This is a genomic window from Ruegeria sp. R14_0 (assembly GCF_017743975.1).
In the GTDB taxonomy this organism is placed as follows: domain Bacteria; phylum Pseudomonadota; class Alphaproteobacteria; order Rhodobacterales; family Rhodobacteraceae; genus Ruegeria.
Genome location: NZ_JAGHRC010000006.1, coordinates 1 through 26,160, shown reverse-complemented (window position 1 = coordinate 26,160; position 26,160 = coordinate 1). Strand labels below are relative to the sequence as shown.

The following is a 26,160-nucleotide window of genomic DNA, read 5'->3' as shown; positions in this document are numbered from 1 at the left end:
TCTCGCGCTATCAAGGATGCAGCCTTTGTCCAGGAGTTGCACCTATGCTTGCAGAAACTGACCTTTCTCACGTTCCAACGATTAATCTGTCAGATGCTTCGCTGCTCAAGCATTTCGCCTATGTCGGAAATCAGTGGATTGCCGGACGCCGCCGAGAAGAATTTGGCGTCTCCGATCCGGCCACGGGACATGTGCTGGGTCATGTCGCCGCGATTGACGGCGAAGACAGCGCAGGTGCGGTCGATGTGGCGCATCGTGCATTTACGTCCTGGGCAAAGTCGCTGCCGCAGGACCGGGCGGAGGTGCTGCGAAAATGGCATGATCTGATTGTGGCCAACCGAGAGGACCTCGCGCAAATCATGACTGCCGAGCAGGGCAAGCCAATCTCGGAGGCGCGCGGCGAAATCGACTATGCTGCATCTTTTGTGGAATTCTACGCAGAGGAAACCCGCAGACCCAATATCGAGGGTGTCACGTCGCATCTGAATACGGCCGAGGTCGAACTTTGGCGCGAACCGGTTGGTGTCGCGGCACTGGTCACACCGTGGAATTTCCCTTGTGCGATGATCACGAGAAAAGCGGCAGCGGCCATAGCTGCGGGTTGCAGCGTGCTTGTCCATCCTTCGAAGGAAACGCCTTTTTCCGCGCTGGCCCTCGCCGAGCTCGCTGATCGTGCGGGATTTCCGGAAGGCGTCTTCAATGTGGTGACCGGAAACCCTGCGGCAGTGGTTGAGCCGTGGTTAAACGACACGCGTGTACGCGCACTGTCCTTTACCGGCAGCACGGAAATTGGGCGGATGCTCTATGCCCGGTCGGCAGAAACCGTAAAACGGCTGGTCTTGGAACTTGGCGGGCATGCTCCCTTCATCGTTTTCGAAGATGCCGATCTGGACGTCGCGGTCCACGAAGCCATCAACGCCAAATTCGCAACGACCGGTCAGGATTGCCTCGGCGCCAATCGGTTCCTTGTTGCCCGTCCCATCTATGATGCCTTTGTCGAGCGTTTCGTCAAAGCCACAGCGGCGCTTTCAATGGATGCGGGGGTCAACGATCCAGACCTCGGCCCACTGATGAACGCGGCAGCTGTCGCGAAGCAAATCGAACAGGTCGAAGACGCTGTCGCGCAAGGCGCACACTGCCTGCTCGGAGGTCGGGTATCTGACAAAGGCCCTCTGTTCTTTGAGGCCACTGTCCTCAGCGACGTGCCGACAAACGCAAAGATATTCCACGAAGAGACATTTGGCCCGGTGGCAGCGATTGCGCTCTTCGATACCGAAGACGAGGCCGTCGAGATCGCAAATGCGACGGAATACGGGCTGGTCGCGTATGTCCACACACAGGACCCGCGTCGGATTTATCGAACGAGCCGAGCTTTGCAGTTCGGCATGGTCGCCGTGAACCGGACCAAAATTACCGGCGCGCCGATCCCTTTCGGCGGCGTCAAACAGTCCGGGCTAGGGCGCGAAGGTGCGAGACAAGGGCTCGAGGCTTTCACAGAAATCAAATATGTCTGCCGCGACTGGGCGTGACAAAGGCGAGGAACAAGACAATGCTGACAAATGATCAACTGGCCGCATGTGATCGCGAGAATTTCTTTCACCCCTCAACACATCTGGCCAACCATGCGCGCGGCGACACGCCGTCTCGTGTCATCACAGGCGGGGAAGGTGTGTATATCGAAGACCGCGATGGCAAGCGTATGCTGGACGCGTTTGCCGGGCTTTATTGCGTCAACGTCGGCTATGGACGACAGGAAATAGCCGAAGCAATTGCCGAACAAGCCAAAGAGCTGGCTTACTATCACGCCTATGTCGGCCATGGCACCGAGGCGTCGATCACACTTGCCAAAATGATCCTGGATCGCGCGCCGGATCACATGTCCAAGGTATATTTCGGACTGGGTGGTTCCGACGCCAATGAGACCAACGTAAAGCTTGTCTGGTACTACAACAACATTCTTGGCCGCCCCGAAAAGAAGAAGATCATCAGCCGGTGGCGGGGGTATCACGGATCAGGCCTGATGACCGGATCACTCACCGGGCTTGAGCTCTTCCACAAGAAATTCGACCTGCCGCTGGCTCAGGTCATTCATACCGAAGCACCGTATTACCTGCGCCGCCCCGAGGCTGGTATGAGCGAACAAGAATTCTCCGACTGGTGTGCCACGCGCCTCGAAGACCTTATCCTCGCCGAAGGGCCCGACACGATTGCTGCGTTCATCGGAGAACCCATTCTTGGAACCGGCGGGATCGTCCCGCCTCCCGATGGGTATTGGGCTGCCATTCAGGAGGTTTTGAACAAATACGATATTCTTCTGATCGCGGATGAAGTGGTCACCGGCTTCGGGCGACTCGGCAGCATGTTCGGCTCAACGCATTATGGGCTGCAGCCTGATATTATCACCATTGCCAAAGGCCTGACCTCGGCCTATGCGCCGCTATCCGGTTCGATTGTGTCCGAGAAGGTATGGTCTGTGCTGGAACAGGGAACAGACGAAAACGGCCCCATTGGTCACGGATGGACGTACTCGGCCCATCCGATTGGGGCGGCCGCTGGAATTGCCAATCTGCAGTTGATCGACAAGCTGGATCTGGTGAGCAACGCAGGAAGCACCGGCGCCTATCTGAATGCCGAGATGCAAAAAGCCTTGGGTTCCCATCCAAACGTCGTTGAAATTCGCGGCGAGGGTATGCTCTGCGCCGTCGAATTCGCGCGTGATCCTGCATCCCGGTCGTTCTTCGAGCCCGGCAAAGGTGTCGGCGCAAAAGTCGCCGGAGCGCTCTTGGGGGAAGGCGTCATCGCACGAGCCATGCCGCAAGGCGACATACTGGGCTTCGCCCCTCCCCTATGCCTCACGCGCAACGAGGCCGACAGGATCGTCGAGGCAACACGCCGAGCGGTTGCTTCCACCGACTTTGCATAGGCCCATCTTTTCGTTGCTGCCACAAAGTCTTAAGTAGAACGTGCTGGGCGCCAGTGCCAATTGAAACTCGACGCCTCGGTAGCTCTTAGGTTCACTTTGAACCGCAACTGCGACCGTCGACGCGTTTGAAAGGACATGCGCCCTGTGGCCTTTTGTGCTGACATTGCTGTGCTCTCTTCAACCGTGGTTCTGAACGAGGCTCCATAAAGCGGTCGTTGGACCAGTGGCCGCTTTCGTCCCGAGAGCGCAATTTCGACGGCACTTGGATTTTGCGCCCGCAGCGAAAGTCCGGTTCGGTGAAGTTGCATTGCAGCGCGGCGTGACCCGATGAATGGCTGGAATGGGCCGCCCGCGAGAGTGACCTTGGTTCTCCTCATTGAATGGGTTCCGTAAGCGCTTGCTTCGAGGCCGATCGATGTGACCCAATCGCGGACAATCCGTGCATATTGGCGTGTCGAGATGTGCAGGCGTTCATGAAATCGGCCGGGCCAAAGGTACTCCGAACCGACCATCAGCTCATCTTCCATCCACTTCTCAACAGAGGCACGTGTGCCTTCTGATATCTCAAAGCGCACGGGTTTCTGCGTCTTGCTTTGGAGGACCGAAGCCCGTTCCTTAATCTGACCCGATGACATGACATCGGCGACCTTCATCTTCACCAGATCGCAGCCGCGGAGCTTACTGTCGATTGCCATGTTGAAGAGCGCAAGATCGCGATGGTTTTCGGCAAGCTCGAGGCGAACTCGGATTGCCCAGACATGCTTTGGTTTCAGCGGTGGCTTCTGGCCGACGATGCGTCCTAGGTTCCAAGCTGGGCGAAGAACACGAATGGCAGGTAAATTTGGGGTTTCCATGGTTGATCCTCCGGTCCGCCATACCCGCCCACAACGACAACCCGACGTTGACCGGAAAACGTTACCACAGAATGCTACGCTGCCTCTGAGGTCCGCGATGAGCCCGAAGCGGTCACATATTTGCGTACCAAACTCGAACTGATGGCGATTGCCTAAGTTCGATATTCACGGAAACTATGCGCTACTGACGCATGGCACGCCTCATCAAACTCAGTGCAATGTCCGTTACCATGTCCACGACAACATCGTTTTTTAAGTTCAAGGATCGCGCAGTCACAGAGTATCCCTCAAAGTAAGGAACCAAGAGGGCCTTCACTTTTTCACGATCAGCCGTGCCCAATTCGTCGCTAAGTGCATAGTTCGCCATGAGATCGGCAAAACGGCGGTAGTAGCGCATCAGACATTGATCAATCACATTGTTTCGGCTTGAGATCGCCCAAATCTCACGGAATGCGCGGCACATGTCACTGATCTCCTGACCGTGCGAAAGGCCAGCATTCACAAGGAACCTGACGCGTTCGCGTTCTGTCCGGGCTTTGCTCTCTTCGGTCAGTCTGAGCAGGTTATCCGCGCATGCGTCGAAGTATTGCGCGACCATTGCGACCAAAACATCGTCACGGGACTTGAAGTAATATTGCACATTGCTCAACCGCATGCCGGCGCAGTCGGCGATCCGGCGCATCGTAAGGCCCGCGTCCCCCGTCTCGATCAGGAGCTTGAGCGCGCACTCCAGTATCTGCGTTTCTTTTTGTGATCGATTGCTAGCTGTAATTGTCTGATCCACTTCAGATTTCTCTATGATCTCTTTGCGTTGTTATCAGTTTTGTCACGTTTGGAAAAATAGGGGATTGATCTATTTGGTCAAGCGACCTAACTAATTTTTTGGTCACTTGACCAAAATTGGGGAATCGCCATGATCGAAGCATTGCGCACACCGGACATTCATTTTGAAGGATTGTCGGAGTATCCTTTCCAGCCGCACTACATCGATGACCTGCCCGGATATGAAGGTCTGCGCGGTCACTACGTCGACGAAGGCGCCACCGATGCGCATGAAGTGTTTCTCTGCCTGCACGGTGAACCCAGCTGGAGTTACATCTATCGCAAGATGATACCGGTCTTCGTGGGCACCGGGGCGCGGGTCATTGCACCGGACTGGATAGGCTTCGGAAAGTCAGACAAGCCCGTGGATGATGAGGTCTACTCCTTTCATTTCCATCGCAACTGCATGTTGGCTTTGATCGAGCGTCTCGATCTGCACAACGTCACACTCGTTGTGCAGGATTGGGGTGGCGTACTTGGATTGACGCTGCCGATGGAAATGCCGGAGCGGTTCAAACGGCTCTTGGTCATGAACACCGGGCTCATGGCAGGCCCCGTTGATATGCCGGCCTTCGACGTGTGGCAGGCGGACATCGACTCTGATCCTGACGTGCCGATTGAGTTCATCATGCAGAAGAACGAACCCAGCATCTCGGCAGCCGATGCAGCAGCTTACGCGGCACCTTTCCCGGACGCAACCTACAAAGCCGGTGTTCGCAAGTTTCCCCACCTGATCGCACGCACCATGGATGCGCCCGGCGTGGATACGTCGCAGAAGGCGGTGCAGTTCTGGTCCAATAAGTGGGACGGCGACAGTTACATGGCCATCGGCATGAAGGATGAAATGCTCGGCCCAAACGTGATGAACCACCTACGCACGTTCATCAAGGGCCGCCCGGACCCTCTGGAAATTCCTGAGGGCGGGCACTTCGTGCAGGAAGCGGCAGGGCCTTTGATCGCTGAACGCGCCTTGACCCATTTCGGCCTAACCAAGACCTGACGTCGAAGATCGACACATACTCAACTCGAACAGCTGGAGATATCCATGAGTAATGAAATCCTCGTCATCGGCGCCACTGGTAAAACAGGAAAAAGGGTCGCCGAGCGACTGCACGCACGCGGCTTGGCCGTTCGATACGGAACACGCCGAAGCGCCATTCCGTTTGATTGGGAAAAACCTGAAACATGGCAGGCATCTTTGGCGGGAATAAAATCGGCCTTCGTCGCTTATTCACCTGATCTCGCTGTGCCCTCCGCCCACGATGTGATTGAAGCCTTTGTAACAGCGGCGGAAGAGGCTGGGCTTCGCTGTATCGTCATGCTTTCGGAGCGCAACGAGGCTCGCGCTCAGGCTTGCGAGCAATTGGTAAAGGACTCGTCCCTTGAATGGACGATCCTGCAACCAAGTTGGTTCATGCAGAATTTCAGCGAAGGCGGGTTTCTCGACAGTGTTCTTGCTGGTGAGGTGTCGGCCCCAGATTCTGGTGCGAAGGAACCTTGGGTCGATTTGGAAGACGTCGCCGACGTGGCCGTTGAGGCCCTTCTGGAGGATGGTCACGCCGGACAGGTATATGAAATCACGGGCGCGGACTTGCTTACCTGGGACGAAGCCATGGCGGTAATTGCGGCTGTGACTGGCCGAGACATCACGTACAAAACGATCACGCCCGAAGAGTTTGAAGCAACGCTCGTTGCCGCGGGGTTTCCAGAAGCGGACGCTAAATTTGTCGCAGAGCTTGTTGCTGAAATCCTCAATGGGAAAAACGCCAGTACCTCAGATGGCTTACAACGGGCTTTGGATCGTGAACCCAGAACATTCCAACAGTTTGCAGAAGCAGCAAATGCGGCCGGGTGTTGGTCCTGATCATTGTGGCAAGGCTTACACCCCTTGTGGCCTAAAGTGATGGTCCGCTCTGTCCCGCATCTAGTGAATTCGCAGAAGTCGAGATTTTGTATTTACGGCGAATGTCAGCAAAGCGGGCTGCGCGCGCAGAATTTCGATGCCGTGCTAAATGTCGGCTAAAAGCCGTTACTGACCGCATCAGATCATCTTAGTTTAGCAAATTTCTAGATCCGAAACTCCACTACCAGCGGGCAGTGATCAGAGGCCTTTGGCCTATCCCAACCAATACGAGGAAAACGTGGAATATCGTCCGAATTTGGGACTCGGAACGGCATCCCCGAACGTACAATTTCAGGAAGTCCAACAATCTTCTCGGCGAGGGCCGGGGAAGCAATGATGTAGTCAAGTTGCGTCTTGTGCTTCTCGCTTGCGTAGTAGTGTGTCCACCTATCCAACTCTGGCAAAAGATTGACGAGGTTGACGCCAAATCCATCATTTAGTAGCGGGTCAACTCCGGATTCATTTGGCGTTTCAATGTCTTCGACCTGTCTGCCCTCATCGTCGAAACGTTTCCTGACCTTAATCACTTGCTTGTAGTCGTTCAGATCTCCAACGATACACCACAGGGCTTCGCTTGGAGTCTCAAACTTTCGATTTATGATTTCACGCACTGCGATGGCTTCCAGCTGACGCATTCCCATACTTGCATCTCTTCCGCCTCCCATTGATTTAAAGTGGCAATTAAAGACCGTGACAGGTGCTTTGCTAAGAACCGCTTCGACGCAGTCACGCCTGAATATCCTACGGCCCCGCAGTTTGCTTGCCTTCTTTTTTGCTTCTGGAAATTCCTCGAGAAGACCCACACCAGTCTCTGTGTCGTCTAACCATGCAGGGGTCAGGTCGGCGTGCGATCGTGTATATACCGGCCAATCTGCGTGAGTAGCAATAGCGACATCTATGCCTCGCATATCATTGCCTTCGTGCAAAACGATGTGCCGATACGTCTTTTCGCCGAGCTTGGCATAGTATGCCGACATAAAACGCTCTAACGCGCCAAAACTGTCCACTTCTTGAAAGGCGACCACATCAGCGTTCAACTGTGCGAGAGCGAGTGCCGTGTGTTGGCGCTTGTCATCATCCTGTGAAATTGACGCGGTTTGGATTAGCCGTCGAAAATCCTGGAAGTCATTAAGGTCTCCGTCTCCGTACTCAGCGAGGAACTGAGCAATTGGGGCTAAGTATCGAGCTTCACGGCTATTTGGGCCTTGGAGGAACGCATTATAATCATGTCGTGTGAAAAGGTTTTCGATGTTGAACGTCGCAAGTCGTAAAGTAACAGGCATCTAACGATTTCCTCTGGCAAAAATTTCCTTCAGACTATCAACTTGAAGCGTAGCCGCCTTGCCTCTTAAAAATCAAACTTAGAGAGAATTCCCATTTTCAGAGCTCTTCATCATGTCAAGCTCGCTGGCGCTGCGAATGTCGGCAACGCGTGAGCGACCACAGCATGGCTAACACCCGTTGGATGTCGGCTATAGGCCGTCTGGGTAGTTAGCTGGCAGCGGGGCAGGGGCTTGTGCTGCAACAACACCGAGACCCAGAGTGAGCCCATACTGACGGTTTGCCGCCTTCTGACAAGATCCCGGGCTTAGCTGGCATAGAACTCGCGACAAGTTGCGAGTTTGGTTGCTTTTTCCCAAAGCAACGTTGACTTAAAAGATTTGCAAGGAGCGCTGCGAACCAGAATTACGCTCGGCTCCTGAAGAATGAGGCGAAGACTTGAGATATGCAGCCTCTGTTTAGCCGATAAATTCGCTCCACGCTCTGCAAGGCTGAACCCTAACCCTCCTATGTCGCTGATGACGTTTTGCAGGTTGGCGTTCTTGGCAGCCATGGTGATCTGCTCATCAGAAGGGCGTCGCCTCAAACCAAGCGTTAACGCACGGCGGAGGCTTCCTTTGAGGATCAGTGGCTGATCTGTTAGAACACCGACAGACCTGCGCAGGCTTCCGGGCGTTAATTGCGAAGCCTCCTTGCCGTTTAGTTTAAGCGACAAATCTCCGAGCGCCGCGTTTCCCAACAGGACGAACTCGATCCGCTCCATCAAGGTATTCGATATGACCGCACTTTCGCCCGGAAGCACCTTCATTTCTGAACCGTGCTGAAGCGTGACTTCAAGCGAAAGCGGTTCCCTGCGCAGGTGCATTTTGGAACTTCGTGGTTCGGCTAACGGACGGTTTAGCGCGCGCAACAGGTTGTTATGGGCCACACGAAACTTCGCAGCGTGATCGCTGGAATTTACTGCGTTGCGCAAGGGTCGGATCATCAGCCCCAGAGCTGCCAAAGCAGCAGCAATAGTTCCCGCAGACATGCCGCCAGTTCCGCCGATCACCAAAATCAGGCTAGCAGCGATTGCAGCTGAGAATTCAGGTATGGCCTTTCTGACTTCGCTGAGACTTCGACGCGCACAGGACGCATCAGCAACACGCTCGGCCCGGCGTCCGAGCGACTTCATCTCAATTTTCCGCCGTCCCAGTGCCGAAAGCCTTGGAGCAATCGGCAAGCGTTCAGAAATATCGGCCGCCAGCTGAGCCCTTAGTTTTCGCTGCTGTTGGTGTGCGTTCAGAAGCTTTCGCTGCGTAAGTGCGGCCCAAAATGCCGTGGGCAAGACGGCACAGAACGCCACCCAGACGAACCGCTGGTCGAGATAGATCAAAACAGCCGTTGCCGTCGGCAAGAGGACTGCGGCCTGAACAAGCCGCGGCAACCCAAGACCCGGCCAGTCTTTCATGGCCGACAGGTCCCCGGTAAAACGCAAGACATGATAGCCCATGCGCTTTTGGTCCAGATCGCGTTGATCGCTGCGGCTTGCGTGATCAAACAAGCTCAGGCGAACATCTTTGGCATAGTTCTGTCCCAAACGTTCCGCGAGTGTCCGGAAGGCCAGTTGCATCAGGGCACCGCACATCCCGGCGCTTCCGACAATTGCAATGGGAAGAGCGGGCAGGTCCGATCCGGCGTGCAAAGCGACAAAGGCCGTGCGCGTTGCGATGGCCACCGCGGCAAAAGCGGTGGCCTGTGTGAGGGTCGCAAACAGAATCCAGATAAACAGGCGACGTCGTTGACCCTCAAACAGTCCCGGGGGGGTCATGCGGCGTGCCGGGCCCGCTCGATCCCGGCGCGTGCGGCCAATGTGTTTGCATAGGCCGGATCAAGAAGCTGACGGCGGGTCAGGACCTGAACACCCGTGGCAGTCTGGGCTTCTTCCACCGCCATGGGAGAGCATGACAGCATCCCTGTCAGTGCGATGGGGCGAATGCCGTTTCGGCCCAGCTCGGCTACACCCCCTGCGGCTGCGACCGGATCGGCACAGGCAAAAAGGTACTTCGAAAACCGGTCACGGACGGAGGCGTCGGCCAGCAGGGCAGCTGTTTCCCGCTGGAAGATGCCGTCTGCAAGCTCCATCACCGCGATGTCGCAGCCAAGGGATTCTGACTCGCCCAGGAGCGTATCAATGCCCGCAACGATGCGCGGTATCGGTTCGAGATAGGTGGTGACCATGCCTGCGTCGGTAAAATCGGCCACAAAGGACGCGCCTGCATCGACAAAGGAGTTGTAGTCTCCAAACGCACCGGTCCCGGTGCCTTTCAGCACGGCCACGTGCCACCCGGCCTTGGTCAGACCATGGGCCAAGGCTGCCGTTGCTGTTGTTTTGCCCGAGTTCATTGCGGTCCCAACCACACAGATCACCGGGATTTGCGCCGGTCTGGTGCGTTCGGGCAGGGCGAAATCACTGGTGTTCAGAACAACGCCGTCCTTTGACGTGATGCGCCCCAGCGGCTGAATTCGGGTCGGGGGTTTGATGCGCTCGTTCCGATGCACCATGCGCCCAAGACAGCCGCCGCCCGCAAGCATGTCGCTGCCCTTTTCGTCGATCTCGGCCAGTCCTTCGAACTGGTCGGGCGCGTATCGCGCGCCGCAGGGCAGCACAACAAGATCACCGGGATACAGGGTTGAGGGCCGTCCCGCAGGCAATTGGATACGTTGGTGGTTGCCGATGGATGTGACGCGGCCAAGGATCAGATCCCCCGGTTGCGCCTGTGCAAAGTCCTGATGCAATCCATGCGCTAAGCTTTGATCAATACGTCTGGTTGCAAAACACCATTTGGCGCCCTTGAAGTGGTGATTTTCCATGGGTAATCTCCTGTTTTTGATGCGTTTTAAGCTTCACAGACAAGCTTGGTCAGGCCCGCTTTGGCGCAATCGGCGAAGCTGTGTAGACAGTTGGGAAGTTCCGTCAGCGACAGATTGGGGGTGATCCCCCGCGCTTCGGCGGCGGCGCGAAAGGCCCTGCAATAGTGGCGTGCGCGGGCCAGCCGGTGACGGCCTTGCACATTGTCGATGGCATGCCCTTTTCTTAGGGCATCGTCACGGTGTTGATCCTCGGCACCTATGTAGACCCGAAGCTTAAGTTCCAGGTAGTTCCGCAACTGATTGTGGGCCAGGGCGGGGACGTTCATCTTCAAAGGCTTTTCCGCCGGGGCCAAACCCATCGGAAAGGGCTGAGTAAAATCCGGCAGACAATACCAACCAGCAGCGGCGATATGCAGGCTGGCCACGCGTTGCGGGTAAAGCATCGCAAATCGATGCGCGAGCTGTGCGCCGCCGGAATAGCCAAACAGGTCGACCTTGTTTGTATTCGCGACGCCCATTTGCTCAACCAAGGCGAGTATTGCGAGAAGAGATCGGTCGGGCCGGTAGCTGCCAATGCGCTGGAAATGGGGCCATTGCTTTCTTGAGAACCGGGGCGTGATTAAAACTTGCCCCTTGGCCTCACAATGGCTTGCGAAAGCCTTGGCCATCACTGAAGCACGCCGTGAAATTCCGTGTAAAGCCAACAAGGGAGGGGTATCGGGCGCGGGCATGCTCGGGATGTGAACGTCGGCGGACAGTGTGCGTTCGCCGACACGGACCGAAAACCGGGTGGTCGTCATTGGTCCGTTGACAGGGGGAACATCCATTGCGGTATCGAACATGATTTCAGCTCCTGATTGATTGTGGTCTTGTTGGGACAACGAAGCTGATTGCGATCTATTCCAACTTTTTTGAGAAGTCTGTTTTGGGCCGCTCAGAACACGCTGGGTCATGTTTAAACGACGCGCGTTTTAGATTTTTTCTGTCCCGTGGAATAGTTGTCTCTACCATCCGTTGTTATTGGACATGACCCGAAACAGGAGAGACGGCATGACGGACCGGTTCCGTAAAGATCTGGTGGCGCTGGTGCCAAAACTGCGCCGATTTGCGCTGTCTCTGGCAGGCAACCAGCCGGACGCCGATGATCTGGTGCAGTCTGCTTGTGTGAAGGCATTGAAGAACGCAGATCAGTTCCGAGAAGGGACGCATATGGACAGTTGGATGTACCGAATTATTCAAACCCTCTGGATCGATGATCGTCGGCGCGCCAAGACGCGCGGAGCGCCTGTAGACCCCGAATTGGCAGGTCTGAGTGATGAGGGGCGTTCCGCGCGTCTCCCCGAGGATCGGATGATGCTCGACATGGCTCGAAGCGCCATGGGGGCCTTGCCTGAGAAACAGCGCATTGTGCTGTCCCTCGTAGCCGTCGAGGGGCTGAGCTACAAAGAGGCTGCAGATGTTCTGGAGGTGCCCGTTGGCACGGTTATGAGCCGTTTGTCACGGGCCAGAGATGCTCTGTTGCCGCAGTTGGGGATGGCGAAAGGGCCGATGCAATGAGTGCAAAACCTACAATGGACCGCTCCCGCCTCGCAGCTTTTGCGGACGGGGAACTTTCACCCGAAGAAGCCGCTGCCGTTGTCATGCATCTGGCGGATCACCCCGAGGATCAAGTCTATGTCGACAATCTCATGGCCGCAAATGAAGCCCTGTTGCAGGCGTTCAGCGATCCCATGGAGGAACCCGTGCCCCAGGCGATCAAGAACGTCATTCTGGGTGAGCCGAAGACAGCTGATATCATACCCTTTCGAAAACGACCCGCCGTGTGGATAAGCACCGCTGTAGCGGCGACGCTGGCACTTGTCGTCTTCACCGGTCCCGACCTGTTTGCGCCGGCTTCAGCGCCGAATCTGACCTTGGGGCCCGTCGACACTGGCTCGAACCTTGCCGTTGCGTTGAACAGCTTGCCATCCGGCGTGCCAGAGGTAGCAGGGACGGATCAGGAGTTTATGATCCTCGCCACGCTGCCGATTTCAGACGGATATTGCCGGGAGTTTGAGGTCATCAACCGCGCGGCGCAACGCATCAACCTCGGCATCGCCTGCATCACGTCTGACAGTTGGGTTGTGGAAGTGACAATGTCAGAACCGCTGTCTGCGTCAGGTACCGACGATGGGTTCGTCACGGCAAGCGGTGCGGAAATGCAGGGATTGATGCCGTTTCTGGATCGGCTGGGGGCAGGGGCGTCACTCGCCCCTGCCGCCGAGGCGGATCTGATTGAAAACGGCTGGACGCCCTAAGGTGAAAGGCTAGCACAGGGTTGCCGCATTTAGCAGCCCATGGCCAAAGACTTCATCCGCGCCGGGCGCGCCCAGGTCCTGAGCGGTACTTCTCAAACGCTCCCGAACCTGATCCGGTGACAACGCGCCATCTTGCGACAGCATGATTGCGACTGCCGCCGTGACAAAAGGAACGGCAAAAGAGGTTCCCGACTTCAGGCGTGCTCCGCGAATGGATGTGGCGGACAGCATGTTGACGCCTGGCGCGGTTAGATCGATATGCGGCCCGCGCTGCGCTTTCCGGTAGATACGTGTCCGAGCATCCACGGCTGTTACGGCCAGCACTGTGTCAAATGCGGCTGGATATCTCGGGTCGCCGGAAGGGCCTTCATTGCCCGCCGCTGCGACCAGGACGATCCCGTCTTCTTCCACCATCTGATTAACGATTTCCTCCAAGAGGCTGTTGTTGGGGCCGGTCAGAGACAGATTGACTACACGCACGCCGCGGGCCTTCAAAACATCCAACCCACGCAGTAACGAGACTACGTCCGCGCGTTCGTCCGAGCCTTTACGCGCAAACACGTCTACCGCTATGACCTCTGCACCATGAATCAATCCGGGAACCCGGCTGTTCGGATCGCCGATCATGAGGGACGCTACCGCGGTGCCATGAATGGCTTTGGAAGGCGCAAGCGTTTGATCGGCAAGCTGAACAACTTCTAGCCGCGCACCAGCCATGATTTCGTGATCAGCATTAATGCCAGTATCAATCATTCCTACGGGAATTTGCACGGGACAGGTGGTTTGAACGACGTCCGATCTTGGCCATTGGATCATTTCCCACGCCGGGCAGTTTTCGTGCAAACATGGACTCGATGATGCCACGCGTGCTTCGCTTTGTTCAAAGCGATAATAGTGATTGAAATCGGCAGCGCTGCCAGTTGGAAGAGCGCGCACCCGATTACGCGCGGCTTCCAGATCCTGGCCGTCGGGTGCAATCAGACGAGTCAGGACCCGATCAGAGGCTTCTAGGACTACTGTCGCCGTAATTGCAAATCCTTCGGACAGAAGCTGTTCCAGATCTTCGGACGATGCATCGGCGACAACTATTTCTGCAGGTGCTCGCGTTGGCAGTACGACAGGGGCAGGGGCCTGCGCGGGTTGCGGTGCAGGCGGTCGGTTGGTCAACCGTCTGATAAGGTTGCCGAGCGGGTTTTCCCCTGAGGATCTTTGACCACCTCCGGCACCATCGTTGCCTCCGCCATCTCCGTCATCATCCCGATCATCGTCTCCGTCGTCGTCATCGTCCTCATCTGCCCACGCGACGGAAACGAATGATAGCTTCCAGTCCATCGGAACGGCGAGCTGCAGAGGCAACAACAAGCTGAGCACAAGGCTGGCCTTAAAAAGCTGAGTTGATATCTTTCTCATTTGCGCACCCAGTTCAGACTTTCATGATCCAAAACAACAACGTTCCGCGCTCGGGTTTATTCCAAATGAACTTTTCAAAATAGCCGTCAGTCAAATCAGAAAATTTAGAACCGGTCTCAAGCGGGCTAGTAGACTAGGGTTGGGTACTAAAGCTGATCTCTGATCGTCGTGACTTGGCGTTCGGAAGCCAAAGCCTGCAACTGCTTTGCTAGTGTCAGGTGTGGTCTGGTCCCGGTCAGCTGTCTCAACGCATCAACGCTTCGATCAAACGGCGCACTGCCAGTGCGGGCGGTGATGTTCCAAACACCGCATAAAGATCGACGCTGCCAAAAAAGTAGCTTGGCAACAGATGGACCAGCATTCCGTTCTCGATTTCATGACGCACGCATTCCCGCAGGACGAATGCTATTCCCAGACCAGCCTCGACCGCATGCAAAGTGGCCAGAGTGTTGTCCATGGCGATCATACCTCGGGTCGTGAATTCAAACATTTCACCGGAAACGCGGTGTTTCCCGGACAATGTATCCGGATGCCCCCCGCGCATCCGGCCGATGTAAGGTAACGAAGCCAACCGCGCTGGTTCATCTGCATCGTTTGGGTCGATCATCATGGGCGAGGCCACGGCGATGATTTCGAATTTACCCAATTTTTTTTGATAGAGCCGCACATCCGTGGGCGCACGAAACCGCAAGGCGATGTCCAATCTGTCGCGCACCAAATCCGTGACTGCATCATCGTGGACCAGTTCCAGCGAAACTTTGGGGTTATCAGCACGGTAGGCCGCGATCCGTTCGTGGAACCAGCCATAGCCAAACTCGGAATGAACGCCGACCCGTAGCAAGCCTGACGGTTCAGTTCGTCCTGCCTCGATGACCTCAAGTGCTTCTCTTGCGGCGGATAGCATGCGTGTCGCCGGGTCCAGAAGAGCGGCACCTTCTGGCGTCAATCGGAATGGGCCCCGTGTTCGGTAAAACAGGCAGACGCCGAGCCGTTTCTCTAGGTTGCTCATGGATCGCGATATTACGGATGGTGACAAGTTCAGCGCATCCGCGGCCGCGCTGACACCACCCCGATCCGCAACGGTCACGAAATACCCTAATGCGCGTAAGTAAGAGGTCGGTTCTATGCTTGCATTATTTGCAATCAATTCTTTCATTTTGTGTAATTTACACAAAATTGGTCACACCTACAATCGTTGAGCACGCCGACCATGTCCAAAAGCTCAAAGGTGAATGTGATGACAAAAAACCCAACAACGTTTTCGCGGCGTTCCCTGATCCGGGCTGCGGCAGCAGCCGGGCTGATAACGCCACAATTTGCTGCCAACAGGGCCGTTGCTACAACAGCCGATGCCACGGATTTCAGGGCCGAACTGGGGACAGTGCAAATCACGCGGCGCGGGCCAGTCACTTTGCACACCTATATGGCTTCCGATCAATCCTCGCTCGTGACCTCACATATCGTTGAAACCGCCGATGCGCTTTATCTGGTGGATTGTCAGTTCACCCAATCCCATGCGGCTGAATTCCGGAACTATGTCGACTCGCTGGGCAAACCGATCCGGCAGGTTCATATTTCGCATCCTCACCCCGATCACTTTTCGGGGTATGCCAAGAATTTCTCTGACGTGCCGGTGGTGACGACCGCCAAGGTTCGCGACGTCATGAAAGAACGCTGGATCGATTCCGGCAGGATAGAAGATCTGGCAAAGGCAATCGGGCCGGAGGCACCAGAAACATTCGTGACACCCGAAGGAAATGTTGCCTTGGGTGCCAGCGATTGGGGCGGGGTCAGTGTGAACATACTGGAATATGACGATGCCGAGGCGCAGGTTCATTCCGTGGTGCATATCCCCGAGGCCAAAACGCTGATCGTTGGCGATCTGGCCTTCGCAAACGCGCACTTTTTCCCACTGGGCAATAACGCCAATTGGATCAATGTGATCGATGAAATGTCCCGGATTGAAGACGTCGAACTTGTACTGTGCGGTCACGGACTCCCTGCTCATCCTGGCGTGTTCGATGACAGCGCGGCCTATCTGAGCGTCTTGCTGGTGGCTCTGAAGAGCGAAACGGCCGACGAAGCGATAGAGATGATGCGGACCGAGTATCCCGCTTACGGCGCAAAGGGCATACTGAACTTTATCAACCGGTTGTATGCTTAGCGCGCGACTCGCAAAGCCCATAGCCTGAACACAAAGAACATCGCTGGCCGAACTGTCTCGGCCAGCAATGATGTCGACCAGAGCTGCAGGCGACGCGCGCCGCCCTGACCGCAGGCATCAAAGACCCGAGATATCCACATACACCCGGTAATCCGCGATCCTGTCCTCGCGAAAGTTGAACCGTGCAGCAAAGCGCACGTCGTGCGTGCTTTGATCCTTGCGCGTGTAGTGAACGGTGCCGTCGCAGAACGCAGTATTGCCGCTGGACCAGATGCCAGTGATGGTATGTTGCATACCCTGTATCGTGGCAAAGAAACCAGCGTTCGCCGCTTTCACGGCCGCGCGCCCGTCAATCTGTTCGAAATTGCCAAGCTGGAATTGAACGTCTTCCGTGACATGCTCAACAACGCCAGCTTCGTCCAGCGCGTCAACCGCAGTGTAAAGGGACGCGATCCGGGGCGCGTGGGCTGCGGAGGTGGGGGCTGTGATCTGCATGTTTTGATTTCCTTTTCTGTTTGGAAGTTATCGGTGGGTCTAAGTCTGGTTGACCTGTGACCGTCGGTGCAGGACCGGCGGGAGTTTCAGGTGGCCGTTGGTGACGGCTAGCCCAAGAAACAGAATTGCGAGGGATCCAAGCAGTCCGAGGCCAAGAGGTTCCCGAAAGACAACTGCACCGATTGCGATGCCGGAAAGCGTGGCAAAGTAACCGACCTGGGCGAACCCAACGCCATCCGTGCGCCGCTGTACTTCGAAGGTCAGCACATAGCTGAGCGCGGTGATGAAACCGATGCCGAAGATTGCGCCGAGCAGAGCAGGGGGTACCGAGACGTCGCTGATAGTGCTGCCGCGTCCCAGTAACGGGGCGATAATCAACAACAGTTGTGACAGAAGCGTTCCGGTCGCCAGCCCCAACGGGTCGCCACCAGGTGGATAGGCATAGCTGCGAAAGACGTTGCCGCTGGCCAGAAACAATGGCCCCAAAAGCGACAGCGCAATCCACGCCGGCTCAACACCCGACAGGTCAAACCCACCCATGGTGGCAAGGCTGACCCCGGCAAGGCCGATCAGAATTCCAACCAGGCGGTGCAACGGCAGCATCTTGCGCGTGATCAGTGCCGTTATCGCAAAGGTAAACAGCGGTGACAGCGTGACCAGAGCGGAATAGAATCCGAGGCTTACGTGCTCCAGCACCAGCAACCCGATCAGAGCGGGGCCGCTGACGCCGAAAACTCCGGCGCCGATATAGTAGGGGATGTGCCGCGTGTTCAGCGCCACGCGCGTCTTCAACAGAAGAGACAACGCCAACAGCGCGATGCTTGCCAGCAGAACCTGCCAGAACAACGCGGTCAGAGCAGATATTCCCGCCATCGAGACGAATTTGGACAAAGTGAAACTTACACCCACCAGGACACCGATGGCCATGATCAGCGCGGATACGGGGGACCTTCTGACAATATCTGGCATCACGCGACCCTCATTTCCGGAGCATTAACTGAACGCAGGGAAGCTGGGCCAATCGGGATAATTCCGCTGGGATTAATGTGCCGATGGCTCAGAAAGTAGTGCTGACGGATGTGTGCGAGGTCGACGGTGTCGGCCACGCCCGGCAACGCCATGATGTCAGTCAGATAGCGGGGCAGTGCAACATAGTCGCTGATGCGTTTGTAGTCGGTCTTGAAGTGCGTCACATAGACCGGGTCAAACCGTAGAAGTGTCGGAAACAGCTTAAGGTCAACCTCTGTCAGCACGTCTCCGGCCAGGAACCGGTGTTGGCCAAGCGTTTCTTCAATCGCGTCGAGATAGGTAAAGAGCGCCGTTACGGCCTCGTCATACGCGATCTGGCTGATGGCAAACCCGGCGCGATAAACCCCTTCGCGGATCGGTGACTGAATTTGTGCGGCGATCCGGTCGATTTCTTCGCAAAGATGCGATGGTCGCAGATCGGGACCGACGGCATCAGGAAATCCGGCCTGAAGCATACGCATGATATCGGCCGATTCCGTGCTGACGATCTGGCCTGTTGTCTTGTCCAGCAGCACAGGCACGCTGATCGGACCTGTGTAATCCGGCTTGGCACGCTGATAGACTTCGTAAAGGAAGCGGGTGCGTTCTACACCGCTTTGGTCGTCGAACAGCGTCTGATCGATGACCCAGCCGTTTTCCGACGTGACCGGGTCCATCCATGTGATGCTGAACGCATCGCGTAGGCCTTTCAAAGTTAGAATCAGATCGACGCCATGACACCAGGGGCAGGCTTTTGACAGGTACAGGTGGTACCGGCCGGGCGTGTTCGGAAACGGGGCGCCCGGTTGCACGCTGATGTGGCTCGTGAATGGGCTTTGCAGGCGGTGAAAACGACCGTCCGAGGCGGGCGGTCTTTCACGCAGAATTCCGTTGATAAGCATCTTGGGCATGTCAGCCTCCGGCGTTAACAGGACATGCTGATACCTATTAGGCTTTCTATTTGATGATAATCGTGTGATTTTGAAACTTATAGGTGAGAAAAACTCGCCCAAAGGATCGTGAAACATGACTGAAATTGGCGCAATCCCCGTTTTTGTTGCCGTGGCGGACCATGGCGGGTTCGCAGCCGCCGCCCGGCATCTGGGTCTTACAAAATCGGCGGTCAGCAAGCGGATCGGTGTGCTTGAGGCCCATCTGGGAACGCAGCTTTTTCATCGGTCGACGCGGTCCATTTCCCTTACTGAGGCGGGCGAAATCTATCTGGCCCACGCGGAGCAGGCGCTGGGCGCAGCGCAGGACGCCGAAGACGCAGTTGCGGCGTTGCAGGGGCAACCGGTTGGATTACTACGGCTCAGTACACCCATGTCCTTTGGCCAACTGCATGTCGCGCCTCTGATTGCTGCATTCCTCAGGCAATATCCGGGGATCAGAATTGATCTGATGATGGATGACAAATTTGTCGATCTGGTCGAAGGGGGCATTGACGTGGCCTTGCGAGCCGGCACGTTGCCGGACTCGGCACTGATCGCACGCAGACTCGCCCCGATCCACAGCGTGATTGTCGCTGCGCCGGACTATCTTGCGCAGTCCGGAACGCCAGAAACACCCGAGGATCTTCTGGCGCATTCCTGCCTTCACTACGCCTATTCGCGCGACCCTTCGGAATGGCGCTTAGCCGGTCCCGCGGGTGACGTGCGCGTTCAGACATCCGGTGGTCTGCGGGTGAACAACAGTGTGGCTCTGTGCACCGCGTTGCTTGACGGGCTTGGCATCGGTCGCCTGCCGACCTTTATTGCCGGAGCCCACCTGACCAGCGGGCGTCTGGTCAGGGTGCTGCCCGACTATCGCCTGCCTGAACAAGCACTTTATGCTGTTTTCCCCGAGCGAAAACACATGCCGGCGAAAGTGCGAGCGTTTCTGGATTTCGTCGGGGAACGCATCGGGCGCGACGAGCCTTATTGGGATATGGACGCAGGTCCGCTTTAGGGACAGAGTCGATGTTGCAATAACAATCAAATTGGATCGGTCGGATAAGGCTGCTCATGCAGACCATAATGGGCGAAGAGCGCGACCATATGAGTGAGCCACTGGTCACAGCCGATATCAGGTTTTTTGGCAGTCAGTTTTTCTCAATCGTGCCGCTGGTCGATTTGTATCTGAAACTTATGCCATCAATCGATGTACTAATTTTGATGATGCTTGCCGGTATTTCCACGCCGCCTGGGAACGTCTTCATCATCAGCGCGGCCAGCAGTGCAATCCTACTGCAAATGGCCGATCGGATGGGCGCGCAGGAGGTCACCAGTATTCGCCTTAGTCAACGTTTTCTGCCACTGCAAACCGACGGAACGCATATTGCATCGCGACCAATGCCAAAAGCCCGAAAAAGGTCAATGTGATCCAGCCGGCCAACCCCGATAGAACCAAGGAGGGTCTTATCGTTGTGAATGTGAATAGTCCCACGGAAGCCGATGCCGCCACAGCAGCCAGAAGGGCAATCGACTTCGCGATGAACTCGACAAGTGAACGACCAAGAAATTCGAAGTCTGCCCGTCCCATCGGGAGGAGTTTGGTCGGAAACAAAAGATGTATCGTGTTCTCTACGGTATAGAGAAGCACAGTCAATGGGACCACAAAAGCAGCAAGAGCCAGTGCATCGGATATGTCGAGTCCATCTTGAAAGACGACGATGCTGACGATCATTGTCACAGCAACGACACAGGCCAGAACCACCTGTGTCACAAGCTGACCTGCGCAGATGCGCCATGGCGTGATGGGTAGGGTTTTGTAGACTTCCATCCGGGTCAGGTCACCGCGAAAGTCGCAGACCAGCGTTCTAGGCAGGATAAACACAAAAAAGATATAGAAAAACAACACGGCCCGAGAGTCTGTGACCGATATACCGGCCGCGGAAAGGATCGGCCCGACGCAGGCAGCCATTCCAACAAACACGGCGACGACCCTGAATGAACTGCGAGCAACGTTGAGGGCCTGACGCCAGGCAATCGGCCCCAAACCAATTACAATAGGCGCACGACGGATCGAAGGTGTTTCGGTCCGTTCAGTGGCCCAGAACGATCCGCCTTGTTTTATGCGTTCCCATCGGTCGCTCTGTCGGGCGTTTTCCTTTAAGGCACGATCGGTCGTGCGCGCGTCGAGCTTGATTGCAAGATGCAACAGTGCAGCGTTGATGAGGACCGCGATTGACGCCCAAACGAATAGGTGCGGAAAATGCGATGGGGCTACGAAGAGTTCGGCAAACACAATGTAGGGTGACAGGATAATGATACCGACCCACGAGTGGCGAAATTCGAACAGAAGGTCGAATAGGCTGCGCTCTGGCGTCATCCAGGCGTAGACCACGGTGACGGTTGCAGCGGCGGAAAGCAGCGCAATTGCGGGCCATCGAAACCGTGCAAGCCTGCTGCCTTCCAGTGCTTGCCCAGCCATGCCGATGACGGCGCTGTTCAACTGAACGAAGACGAGCGTCAGGAGCGAGGCGATAAACGCAGTCAGGGCGGACCCCGTTTGCGCCTGTGCAAAGATGGTGATGAGCGCACAACTTAAAGTGGCACCGGCAACGTAGGCGCCGAATTTGTAGATGATCAGGTCGCGCCGACGGAATGGCCCGGTGAAAAGAAAATTGATCTCTGCCGGCGAAAAATGAAACGTAGGCCCGACGGATAGTGCGACCGTCAGCAGGGACATCGCAAGCATACCGAGTGGCATGTAAGTGCTGATCTGCGTGTTCAAAGCTTGGCGATCCGAGGCGGCGTCAGCCAGGAACCCCGTTTCCAGAGATGAGCCGTTTGCGGACAACAGCAGCCAAATGATCCCGCAAAAAGCAACGGAAAAGAGCAGGCCGCGCAAAGTTGTCAATTGGATCAGACGCAGGCGAATACCGCCACGCAGGCGCATCAAAAGAAGACGAAAAAGCGCGGAATCCATATCTTTAAACTTCAGCCATTTCTTTGTCTTGGGTGATGCTGAAATACGCCTCTTCCAGGGCCGAGTTACTGTCGGTCTCGCCGACCTCGCTCAGCACGTCGCTCATTGTGCCGAACCTGCGGCATTCACCAAGGTTCAACACCATTATGTGCGTGCACAAGTTCTCGAACAGGCTCAGAAGATGCGAGCTGATGATGATGGCGGCACCGGACCGCGCACGTTCGCGGATCGCCTGCTGGATGCCTCGAATCCCCTGCGGATCGAGCCCCGTCAGCGGCTCATCGAACAGGATCACCTTGGGATCGTGTAAAAAGGCACAGGCAATCGCCACCTTCTGGCGCATACCGCGAGACAAGTTATGGACGAGCGTATCGCGCTTATGAGTAAGCTCGAAGGACACAAGAAGCGCTTCGGCGGTTTCCTCAAAATCTACGAGTTGGTAAGCCGCTGCAGTGAAGGCCAGGTGCTCCCAGACCGTCATGGTGTCAAAAAGCCGCGGATCATCAGGAATATAGCCGATATTCTGTTTGGCTTTTATTGGCTCGCGTACAATGTCATGGCCCGCAACCAAGAGGTGCCCTGAGGTCGGAGGGACAATCCCGCACAAGGCACGCAGGGTCGTCGTCTTGCCTGCACCATTCGAACCAACCAACCCTAGGATTTGGCCGGGTTCAACCGAAAAGCTAAGGTTCTTCACGGCCGTGAAGCCTTTGTATTGTTTGCTGAAGTCTGTGACTCTGATCATATGATGGTTGCTCGAGATTCTCTGGTTTGCCGCCAGTTTAGCGGGCCTACATGGGCCTTTACCGCTCAAGTCATCGAAGTTTTTGGACCAATTCATGTCATTTCTAAGTCCAAAACTGTTTTTCAAGTTATTTGTTATGCCCATTGCGTTATGAAACAGCGGAAATACACAGTTGGCGCACTGGGATGTGCTTAAGGTTGCGTCGATTTGCTGTACCAAAAGAAGTGGTGAGTTCTAACTACTGATCTTCCAAAGCTGACCTCAGGTTGTCACACCGGAATGCCTGCGAAGCCCTGCATGTTGTGAGTTCGCAAGTATCCTGTTGTTGGATTTGCAGCGAATGTCAGCAAAGCGGGTCGCGCCCGCAGACTCTCGATTTCGTGCTGAACGTCTGCTTTGGTCCGGCCGCTGGTCGTTCTGCGCATGCTTCAGCTTGCACTGGTTTGCTCCAAGCGCTCCGTCACACTGGGCTAAGTCAATTTGACAAGTTCGATATCGTACTATATAGTTCGATGCCGAACATTAGGAGATCGCTATGAAACGAAGAAGCTTTCTTAAACTTGCAGGCGGCGGCGTCATTTTGGCGGCAGGCGGCGTGACAGCGTTCGCGGCGACACGAACGCCGACTTCTGCACTTGCACCTTGGTCGATGGCGGGAACCTACTCTGACCCAAGAATGAACGCTCTGTCACATGCTATCCTCGCCCCCAATCCCCACAATCGCCAACCTTGGATTGTTTCGTTGCGGGGTGATGATGCAGTGACTCTGTTCTTCGATACGGAAAAGCAGTTACCGTACACCGATCCGTATGATCGCCAACTGACCATTGGCTTGGGTTGTTTCCTCGAACTTATGCGGATGGCTGCCAAAGCAGACGGATACGATCTTGACATAACCCTGTTCCCCGAAGGCGAAGACCAAACGGGGCTCGATGACCGCCCGATTGCATTCATCAAATTCAAAGAGGTGGCACCAGTGATCGACCCACTTTTTGCACATGTGCAGGACCGGCGTTCCAACAAGGAACCCTATGACACCGAGCGAACTGTCGGGTTTCAGGCCTTATCCCGTGTTTTGTCGGTCGGAAATCACTCGCAAATTGGTGGCTCGATTGATCCGGAACAAATTGCCTTCTGGAGAAAACTGACAACCGAAGCTCTGATGATCGAGATCGAGACACCTCACACATACAAGGAAAGTGTGGACCTCATGCGGATCGGCAAGGCAGAAGTAAATGCCAACCCAGATGGAATTGACTTTAGCGGCGCACTTTTTGAAACTCTTTCGCTTGTCGGGGTCATGACGCGTGAAGCATTGCTTGATCCCACATCAACCGGGTTTCAAGAAGGTCTTAAAGCGGTTACGGAAAACACCAAAACTGCAATGGGCCATCTTTGGATGGTAACACCTGGAAACATGCGTCGCGACCAGATTGGCGCTGGCGCGGATTGGCTTCGGATCAATCTGGCATGCACTGCAGAAGGGTTAGGCTTCCAGCCTCTGAGTCAAGCCTTGCAGGAGTATCCTGAAATGTCGACACACTACAAAACAACTCATGAGCGTTTGGCACCTGATGGCGGAACGGTTCAAATGCTGGCAAGGATCGGCTACGGTCCAAAAGTAGCCTTCAGCCCGCGTTGGCCGATAGAAGACAAGATTGGGGATTTGTGAAAAAAGACAACGAAAACGCAACCGAGGTGTTCGGGTACTTTACTGAAATTGGGATCATCAACCAGTTGTCGACCACGATACTGGCCAAAACCTTGCCCGATGGGGTTCATCCATCACACTTCTCAATATTGAACCATCTTGCTCGTCTCGGTGACGGCAAACCACCGGTGCGTATCGCATCCGCGATGCAGGTGACGAAGAACACTATGACACATTCCCTCAAGGTGCTTCAGGAGCGAGGCTACATTTCTGTTAGCCCTGATCCCGAAGACGGGCGTGGAAAGCTTGTTTATCTAACCGAGGCAGGTCGCACTTTCAGGGACCAAGCCATTGTTCGTGTTAGCGAGGTCTTTGGGCATCTTATCGGGCCTGATCAACTGGCCATCATGCAACGCACCAAGGCTGATCTTGCAGAACTTCGGAAGCATCTGGACAATAATCGTTAGAAGTTGAATTTGACTTGCCTGGCAGACTTCCGGTGAGCGTTCGCGGATGCATGGGTTTGCGCATTTCAAAAAAGAGTATTCGTAAGTGGACGCCCAGAAATGGGGCGACCAACCTCCACTCTTGAAAGATTACCCGCAGTGTTGACGAAGCCAGCGAACGCGTACGACCAGCCCGCATCGGATCCAATTGGAAGTGTCCTCCTTGATCCATGAATAAGTGGTTTGAGACGGTGGAGAGTTGATAGCGGCGGGGTTGAAACACGGTTTTGATCTGGTCGTGAGCGACAAAAAACTTTTACACCTGCTTTGGGGACTTGAAGCGTCCCATGCGCTTTTCACGCTTTCGAGCAGGTCTGTGTGATCCTTCGATGCTGCTATTCAACGCTTTGTGTGCTCGGTGATCTGCAATCGGCGCAAGATCGCGGATCGGCTTGAAATAGCTTTGCAATTTGTCCGTGATCACTACACAGGGTTCGCCGAACTGCGAAATCAACCGCTTCTGAAAGCGTCGGGCAGCCTTAGCACTCCGCCGAGGTTAGACGAGAGTATCAAGAGTATCTCCGTTCGCGTCCAAGGCTCGCCAAAGCCAGCATTGCCGACCGTTGATCGTAGTGACCATTTCGTCCAAATGCCATTGGTCGGCTGCGGCTGGCCGGTCTCGTCTGATGCAATTCGCGAACTGACCGCCAAAGCGGTTGACCCACTGCCGGATCGTTTACCGACTGACCTTCCACTGCGTTCCGCGAGCAGATCCTCAACATCCGCAGCACTGAGTAGAAAACGATGGTGGACGCAGACTGCATAGGCGATGATCTTGCGCGGAAAACAAAAGCCTTTCGGACGAGGCATTTTGGGTAGTATCTTCATGCGGAGCCGAAACCTGTTCACAACGCGCAAGCAAGTTGGCAATGCCTCTTCGGGTATTGCTTGCCTTAAAACGAGATCATTGGCGGGCTTTCGGCTGACATACAACAGCGGCTTTTCACTCTCTGCATTCATGAGCGTCAATGGTCAAAGTTTGCGACAAAGCGTTTTGGTATGGATGGCGTAGCGGCATTTGGTCTGGGATGATGCGGCCCGTGGCGTGATGGGTCGCCTTTTGGTTGTTTTGACCGCAACCGTGGCCTTTTTTCACGGCGCAAAAAAATTGCATTTTCACCACAAACACAAAAGAAATGCGCCCTCCGTAGTACTGAGGCAAGACGCTCTGCGGGGAAGCGATTAGGGCGTCGTCCAAAAAAGCGATAAAGCACGTGAAGATTCGAGCAGTTACACACCTGCGAACGGGCCTTTTGGCTTTGGTTTGCGTTTTGGCGACGGGCCTTGCACAGGCGCAGTCGGTGTCCACCTATGGCACCCCCGGTCTGCTTGAGATCCC

Annotated in this window: 23 protein-coding genes and 2 pseudogenes; 11 read left to right on the top strand and 14 right to left on the bottom strand. The window is 55.5% G+C overall.

Going from position 1 to position 26,160, the window contains the following annotated elements; translation table 11 throughout:
- The first annotated feature begins 44 nt into the window (after positions 1–44).
- Positions 45–1,529, top strand: a complete 1,485-nt coding sequence (locus tag J7416_RS16315; protein ID WP_209226304.1) for an NAD-dependent succinate-semialdehyde dehydrogenase — start codon at positions 45–47, stop codon at positions 1,527–1,529.
- Positions 1,530–1,549: 20 nt separating this feature from the next.
- Positions 1,550–2,923, top strand: coding sequence for an aspartate aminotransferase family protein (locus tag J7416_RS16310; RefSeq protein WP_209226302.1), 1,374 nt, complete (start codon positions 1,550–1,552; stop codon positions 2,921–2,923).
- 356 nt (positions 2,924–3,279) lie between these two features.
- Here J7416_RS16310 and J7416_RS16305 read toward each other — a convergent pair.
- Both J7416_RS16305 and J7416_RS16300 read right to left on the bottom strand, forming a co-directional pair.
- Positions 3,280–3,777, bottom strand: a pseudogene (locus J7416_RS16305) (tyrosine-type recombinase/integrase); the annotation flags it as partial.
- 181 nt (positions 3,778–3,958) lie between these two features.
- The gene (locus tag J7416_RS16300; protein WP_209226301.1) at positions 3,959–4,561 is read right to left on the bottom strand and encodes a TetR/AcrR family transcriptional regulator; all 603 of its coding nucleotides are present in this window, start codon (positions 4,559–4,561) and stop codon (positions 3,959–3,961) included.
- 129 nt (positions 4,562–4,690) lie between these two features.
- On the opposite strand from J7416_RS16300, the gene J7416_RS16295 reads away from it, so the two are divergent.
- Together J7416_RS16295 and J7416_RS16290 are read left to right on the top strand one after the other, a co-directional pair.
- The gene (locus tag J7416_RS16295; protein WP_209226300.1) at positions 4,691–5,599 is read left to right on the top strand and encodes a haloalkane dehalogenase; all 909 of its coding nucleotides are present in this window, start codon (positions 4,691–4,693) and stop codon (positions 5,597–5,599) included.
- Between the two features lie 45 nt (positions 5,600–5,644).
- Positions 5,645–6,463, top strand: coding sequence for an NAD(P)H-binding protein (locus J7416_RS16290; RefSeq protein ID WP_209226299.1), 819 nt, complete (start codon positions 5,645–5,647; stop codon positions 6,461–6,463).
- Between the two features lie 203 nt (positions 6,464–6,666).
- Here the strand turns inward: J7416_RS16290 and J7416_RS16285 are convergent, their stop codons facing one another.
- From J7416_RS16285 to J7416_RS16270, 4 genes are all read right to left on the bottom strand, one after another.
- Positions 6,667–7,785 (bottom strand): hypothetical protein, encoded by a 1,119-nt coding sequence (locus tag J7416_RS16285; protein WP_209226298.1) that lies wholly within the window; start codon positions 7,783–7,785, stop codon positions 6,667–6,669.
- 305 nt (positions 7,786–8,090) lie between these two features.
- Positions 8,091–9,593, bottom strand: a complete 1,503-nt coding sequence (locus J7416_RS16280; protein WP_209226296.1) for an ABC transporter ATP-binding protein — start codon at positions 9,591–9,593, stop codon at positions 8,091–8,093.
- Complete coding sequence (locus J7416_RS16275) at positions 9,590–10,636, bottom strand: DUF1611 domain-containing protein (protein WP_209226295.1); 1,047 nt, start codon at positions 10,634–10,636, stop codon at positions 9,590–9,592. Before J7416_RS16275 ends, J7416_RS16280 begins: the two co-directional genes overlap by 4 nt.
- 26 nt (positions 10,637–10,662) lie before the next feature.
- Positions 10,663–11,589, bottom strand: a complete 927-nt coding sequence (locus J7416_RS16270; protein WP_209226293.1) for an alpha/beta hydrolase — start codon at positions 11,587–11,589, stop codon at positions 10,663–10,665.
- A 97-nt stretch (positions 11,590–11,686) separates the two neighbouring features.
- Between J7416_RS16270 and J7416_RS16265 the strand changes: the two genes are divergently transcribed.
- Together J7416_RS16265 and J7416_RS16260 are read left to right on the top strand one after the other, a co-directional pair.
- On the top strand, positions 11,687–12,193 hold the full coding sequence (locus tag J7416_RS16265; protein ID WP_209226291.1) for an RNA polymerase sigma factor: 507 nt from the start codon (positions 11,687–11,689) through the stop codon (positions 12,191–12,193).
- Entirely contained in the window at positions 12,190–12,933 is a 744-nt protein-coding gene (locus tag J7416_RS16260) for a zf-HC2 domain-containing protein (protein ID WP_209226290.1), read from the top strand. Before J7416_RS16265 ends, J7416_RS16260 begins: the two co-directional genes overlap by 4 nt.
- Positions 12,934–12,942: 9 nt before the next feature.
- Here the strand turns inward: J7416_RS16260 and J7416_RS16255 are convergent, their stop codons facing one another.
- Complete coding sequence (locus tag J7416_RS16255) at positions 12,943–14,343, bottom strand: S8 family serine peptidase (protein ID WP_209226288.1); 1,401 nt, start codon at positions 14,341–14,343, stop codon at positions 12,943–12,945.
- Between the two features lie 244 nt (positions 14,344–14,587).
- Positions 14,588–15,499 carry a LysR family transcriptional regulator gene (locus tag J7416_RS16250; RefSeq protein WP_247744338.1) on the bottom strand — a complete coding sequence of 304 codons (912 nt, stop codon included), beginning with the start codon at positions 15,497–15,499 and terminating at the stop codon, positions 14,588–14,590.
- An 81-nt stretch (positions 15,500–15,580) separates the two neighbouring features.
- Between J7416_RS16250 and J7416_RS16245 the strand changes: the two genes are divergently transcribed.
- Entirely contained in the window at positions 15,581–16,507 is a 927-nt protein-coding gene (locus J7416_RS16245; RefSeq protein ID WP_209226285.1) for an MBL fold metallo-hydrolase, read from the top strand.
- A gap of 117 nt (positions 16,508–16,624) precedes the next feature.
- Here J7416_RS16245 and J7416_RS16240 read toward each other — a convergent pair whose 3' ends face one another.
- Genes J7416_RS16240 through J7416_RS16230 form a run of 3 tightly spaced genes read right to left on the bottom strand, consistent with a single transcriptional unit; the run spans position 16,625 to position 18,921 of the window.
- Entirely contained in the window at positions 16,625–17,002 is a 378-nt protein-coding gene (locus tag J7416_RS16240) for a nuclear transport factor 2 family protein (protein ID WP_209226283.1), read from the bottom strand.
- A gap of 39 nt (positions 17,003–17,041) precedes the next feature.
- The gene (locus tag J7416_RS16235; RefSeq protein WP_209226282.1) at positions 17,042–17,971 is read right to left on the bottom strand and encodes a DMT family transporter; all 930 of its coding nucleotides are present in this window, start codon (positions 17,969–17,971) and stop codon (positions 17,042–17,044) included.
- Positions 17,971–18,921: a glutathione S-transferase C-terminal domain-containing protein gene (locus J7416_RS16230; protein WP_209226281.1), complete on the bottom strand. Its 951-nt coding sequence runs from the start codon at positions 18,919–18,921 to the stop codon at positions 17,971–17,973. The genes J7416_RS16235 and J7416_RS16230 overlap by 1 nt, the downstream gene beginning before the upstream one ends.
- 115 nt (positions 18,922–19,036) lie before the next feature.
- Between J7416_RS16230 and J7416_RS16225 the strand changes: the two genes are divergently transcribed.
- The gene (locus tag J7416_RS16225) at positions 19,037–19,957 is read left to right on the top strand and encodes a LysR family transcriptional regulator (protein WP_209226279.1); all 921 of its coding nucleotides are present in this window, start codon (positions 19,037–19,039) and stop codon (positions 19,955–19,957) included.
- A gap of 56 nt (positions 19,958–20,013) precedes the next feature.
- On the top strand, positions 20,014–20,370 hold the full coding sequence (locus J7416_RS16220; RefSeq protein ID WP_209226278.1) for a hypothetical protein: 357 nt from the start codon (positions 20,014–20,016) through the stop codon (positions 20,368–20,370).
- Here the strand turns inward: J7416_RS16220 and J7416_RS16215 are convergent.
- On the bottom strand, positions 20,285–21,919 hold the full coding sequence (locus J7416_RS16215) for a putative ABC exporter domain-containing protein (RefSeq protein ID WP_209226277.1): 1,635 nt from the start codon (positions 21,917–21,919) through the stop codon (positions 20,285–20,287). The two genes, J7416_RS16220 and J7416_RS16215, sit on opposite strands and share 86 nt — an antisense overlap.
- A gap of 4 nt (positions 21,920–21,923) precedes the next feature.
- Positions 21,924–22,760: an ABC transporter ATP-binding protein gene (locus J7416_RS16210; protein ID WP_209226276.1), complete on the bottom strand. Its 837-nt coding sequence runs from the start codon at positions 22,758–22,760 to the stop codon at positions 21,924–21,926.
- A 439-nt stretch (positions 22,761–23,199) separates the two neighbouring features.
- Between J7416_RS16210 and J7416_RS16205 the strand changes: the two genes are divergently transcribed.
- Positions 23,200–24,336: a twin-arginine translocation pathway signal protein gene (locus J7416_RS16205; RefSeq protein WP_209226274.1), complete on the top strand. Its 1,137-nt coding sequence runs from the start codon at positions 23,200–23,202 to the stop codon at positions 24,334–24,336.
- Positions 24,333–24,782: a MarR family transcriptional regulator gene (locus J7416_RS16200; RefSeq protein WP_209226271.1), complete on the top strand. Its 450-nt coding sequence runs from the start codon at positions 24,333–24,335 to the stop codon at positions 24,780–24,782. The genes J7416_RS16205 and J7416_RS16200 overlap by 4 nt, the downstream gene beginning before the upstream one ends.
- A 232-nt stretch (positions 24,783–25,014) precedes the next feature.
- On the opposite strand, the pseudogene J7416_RS16195 reads toward J7416_RS16200, so the two are convergent.
- Positions 25,015–25,649, bottom strand: a pseudogene (locus tag J7416_RS16195) (IS6 family transposase); the annotation flags it as partial.
- Between the last annotated feature and the right edge of the window lie 511 nt (positions 25,650–26,160).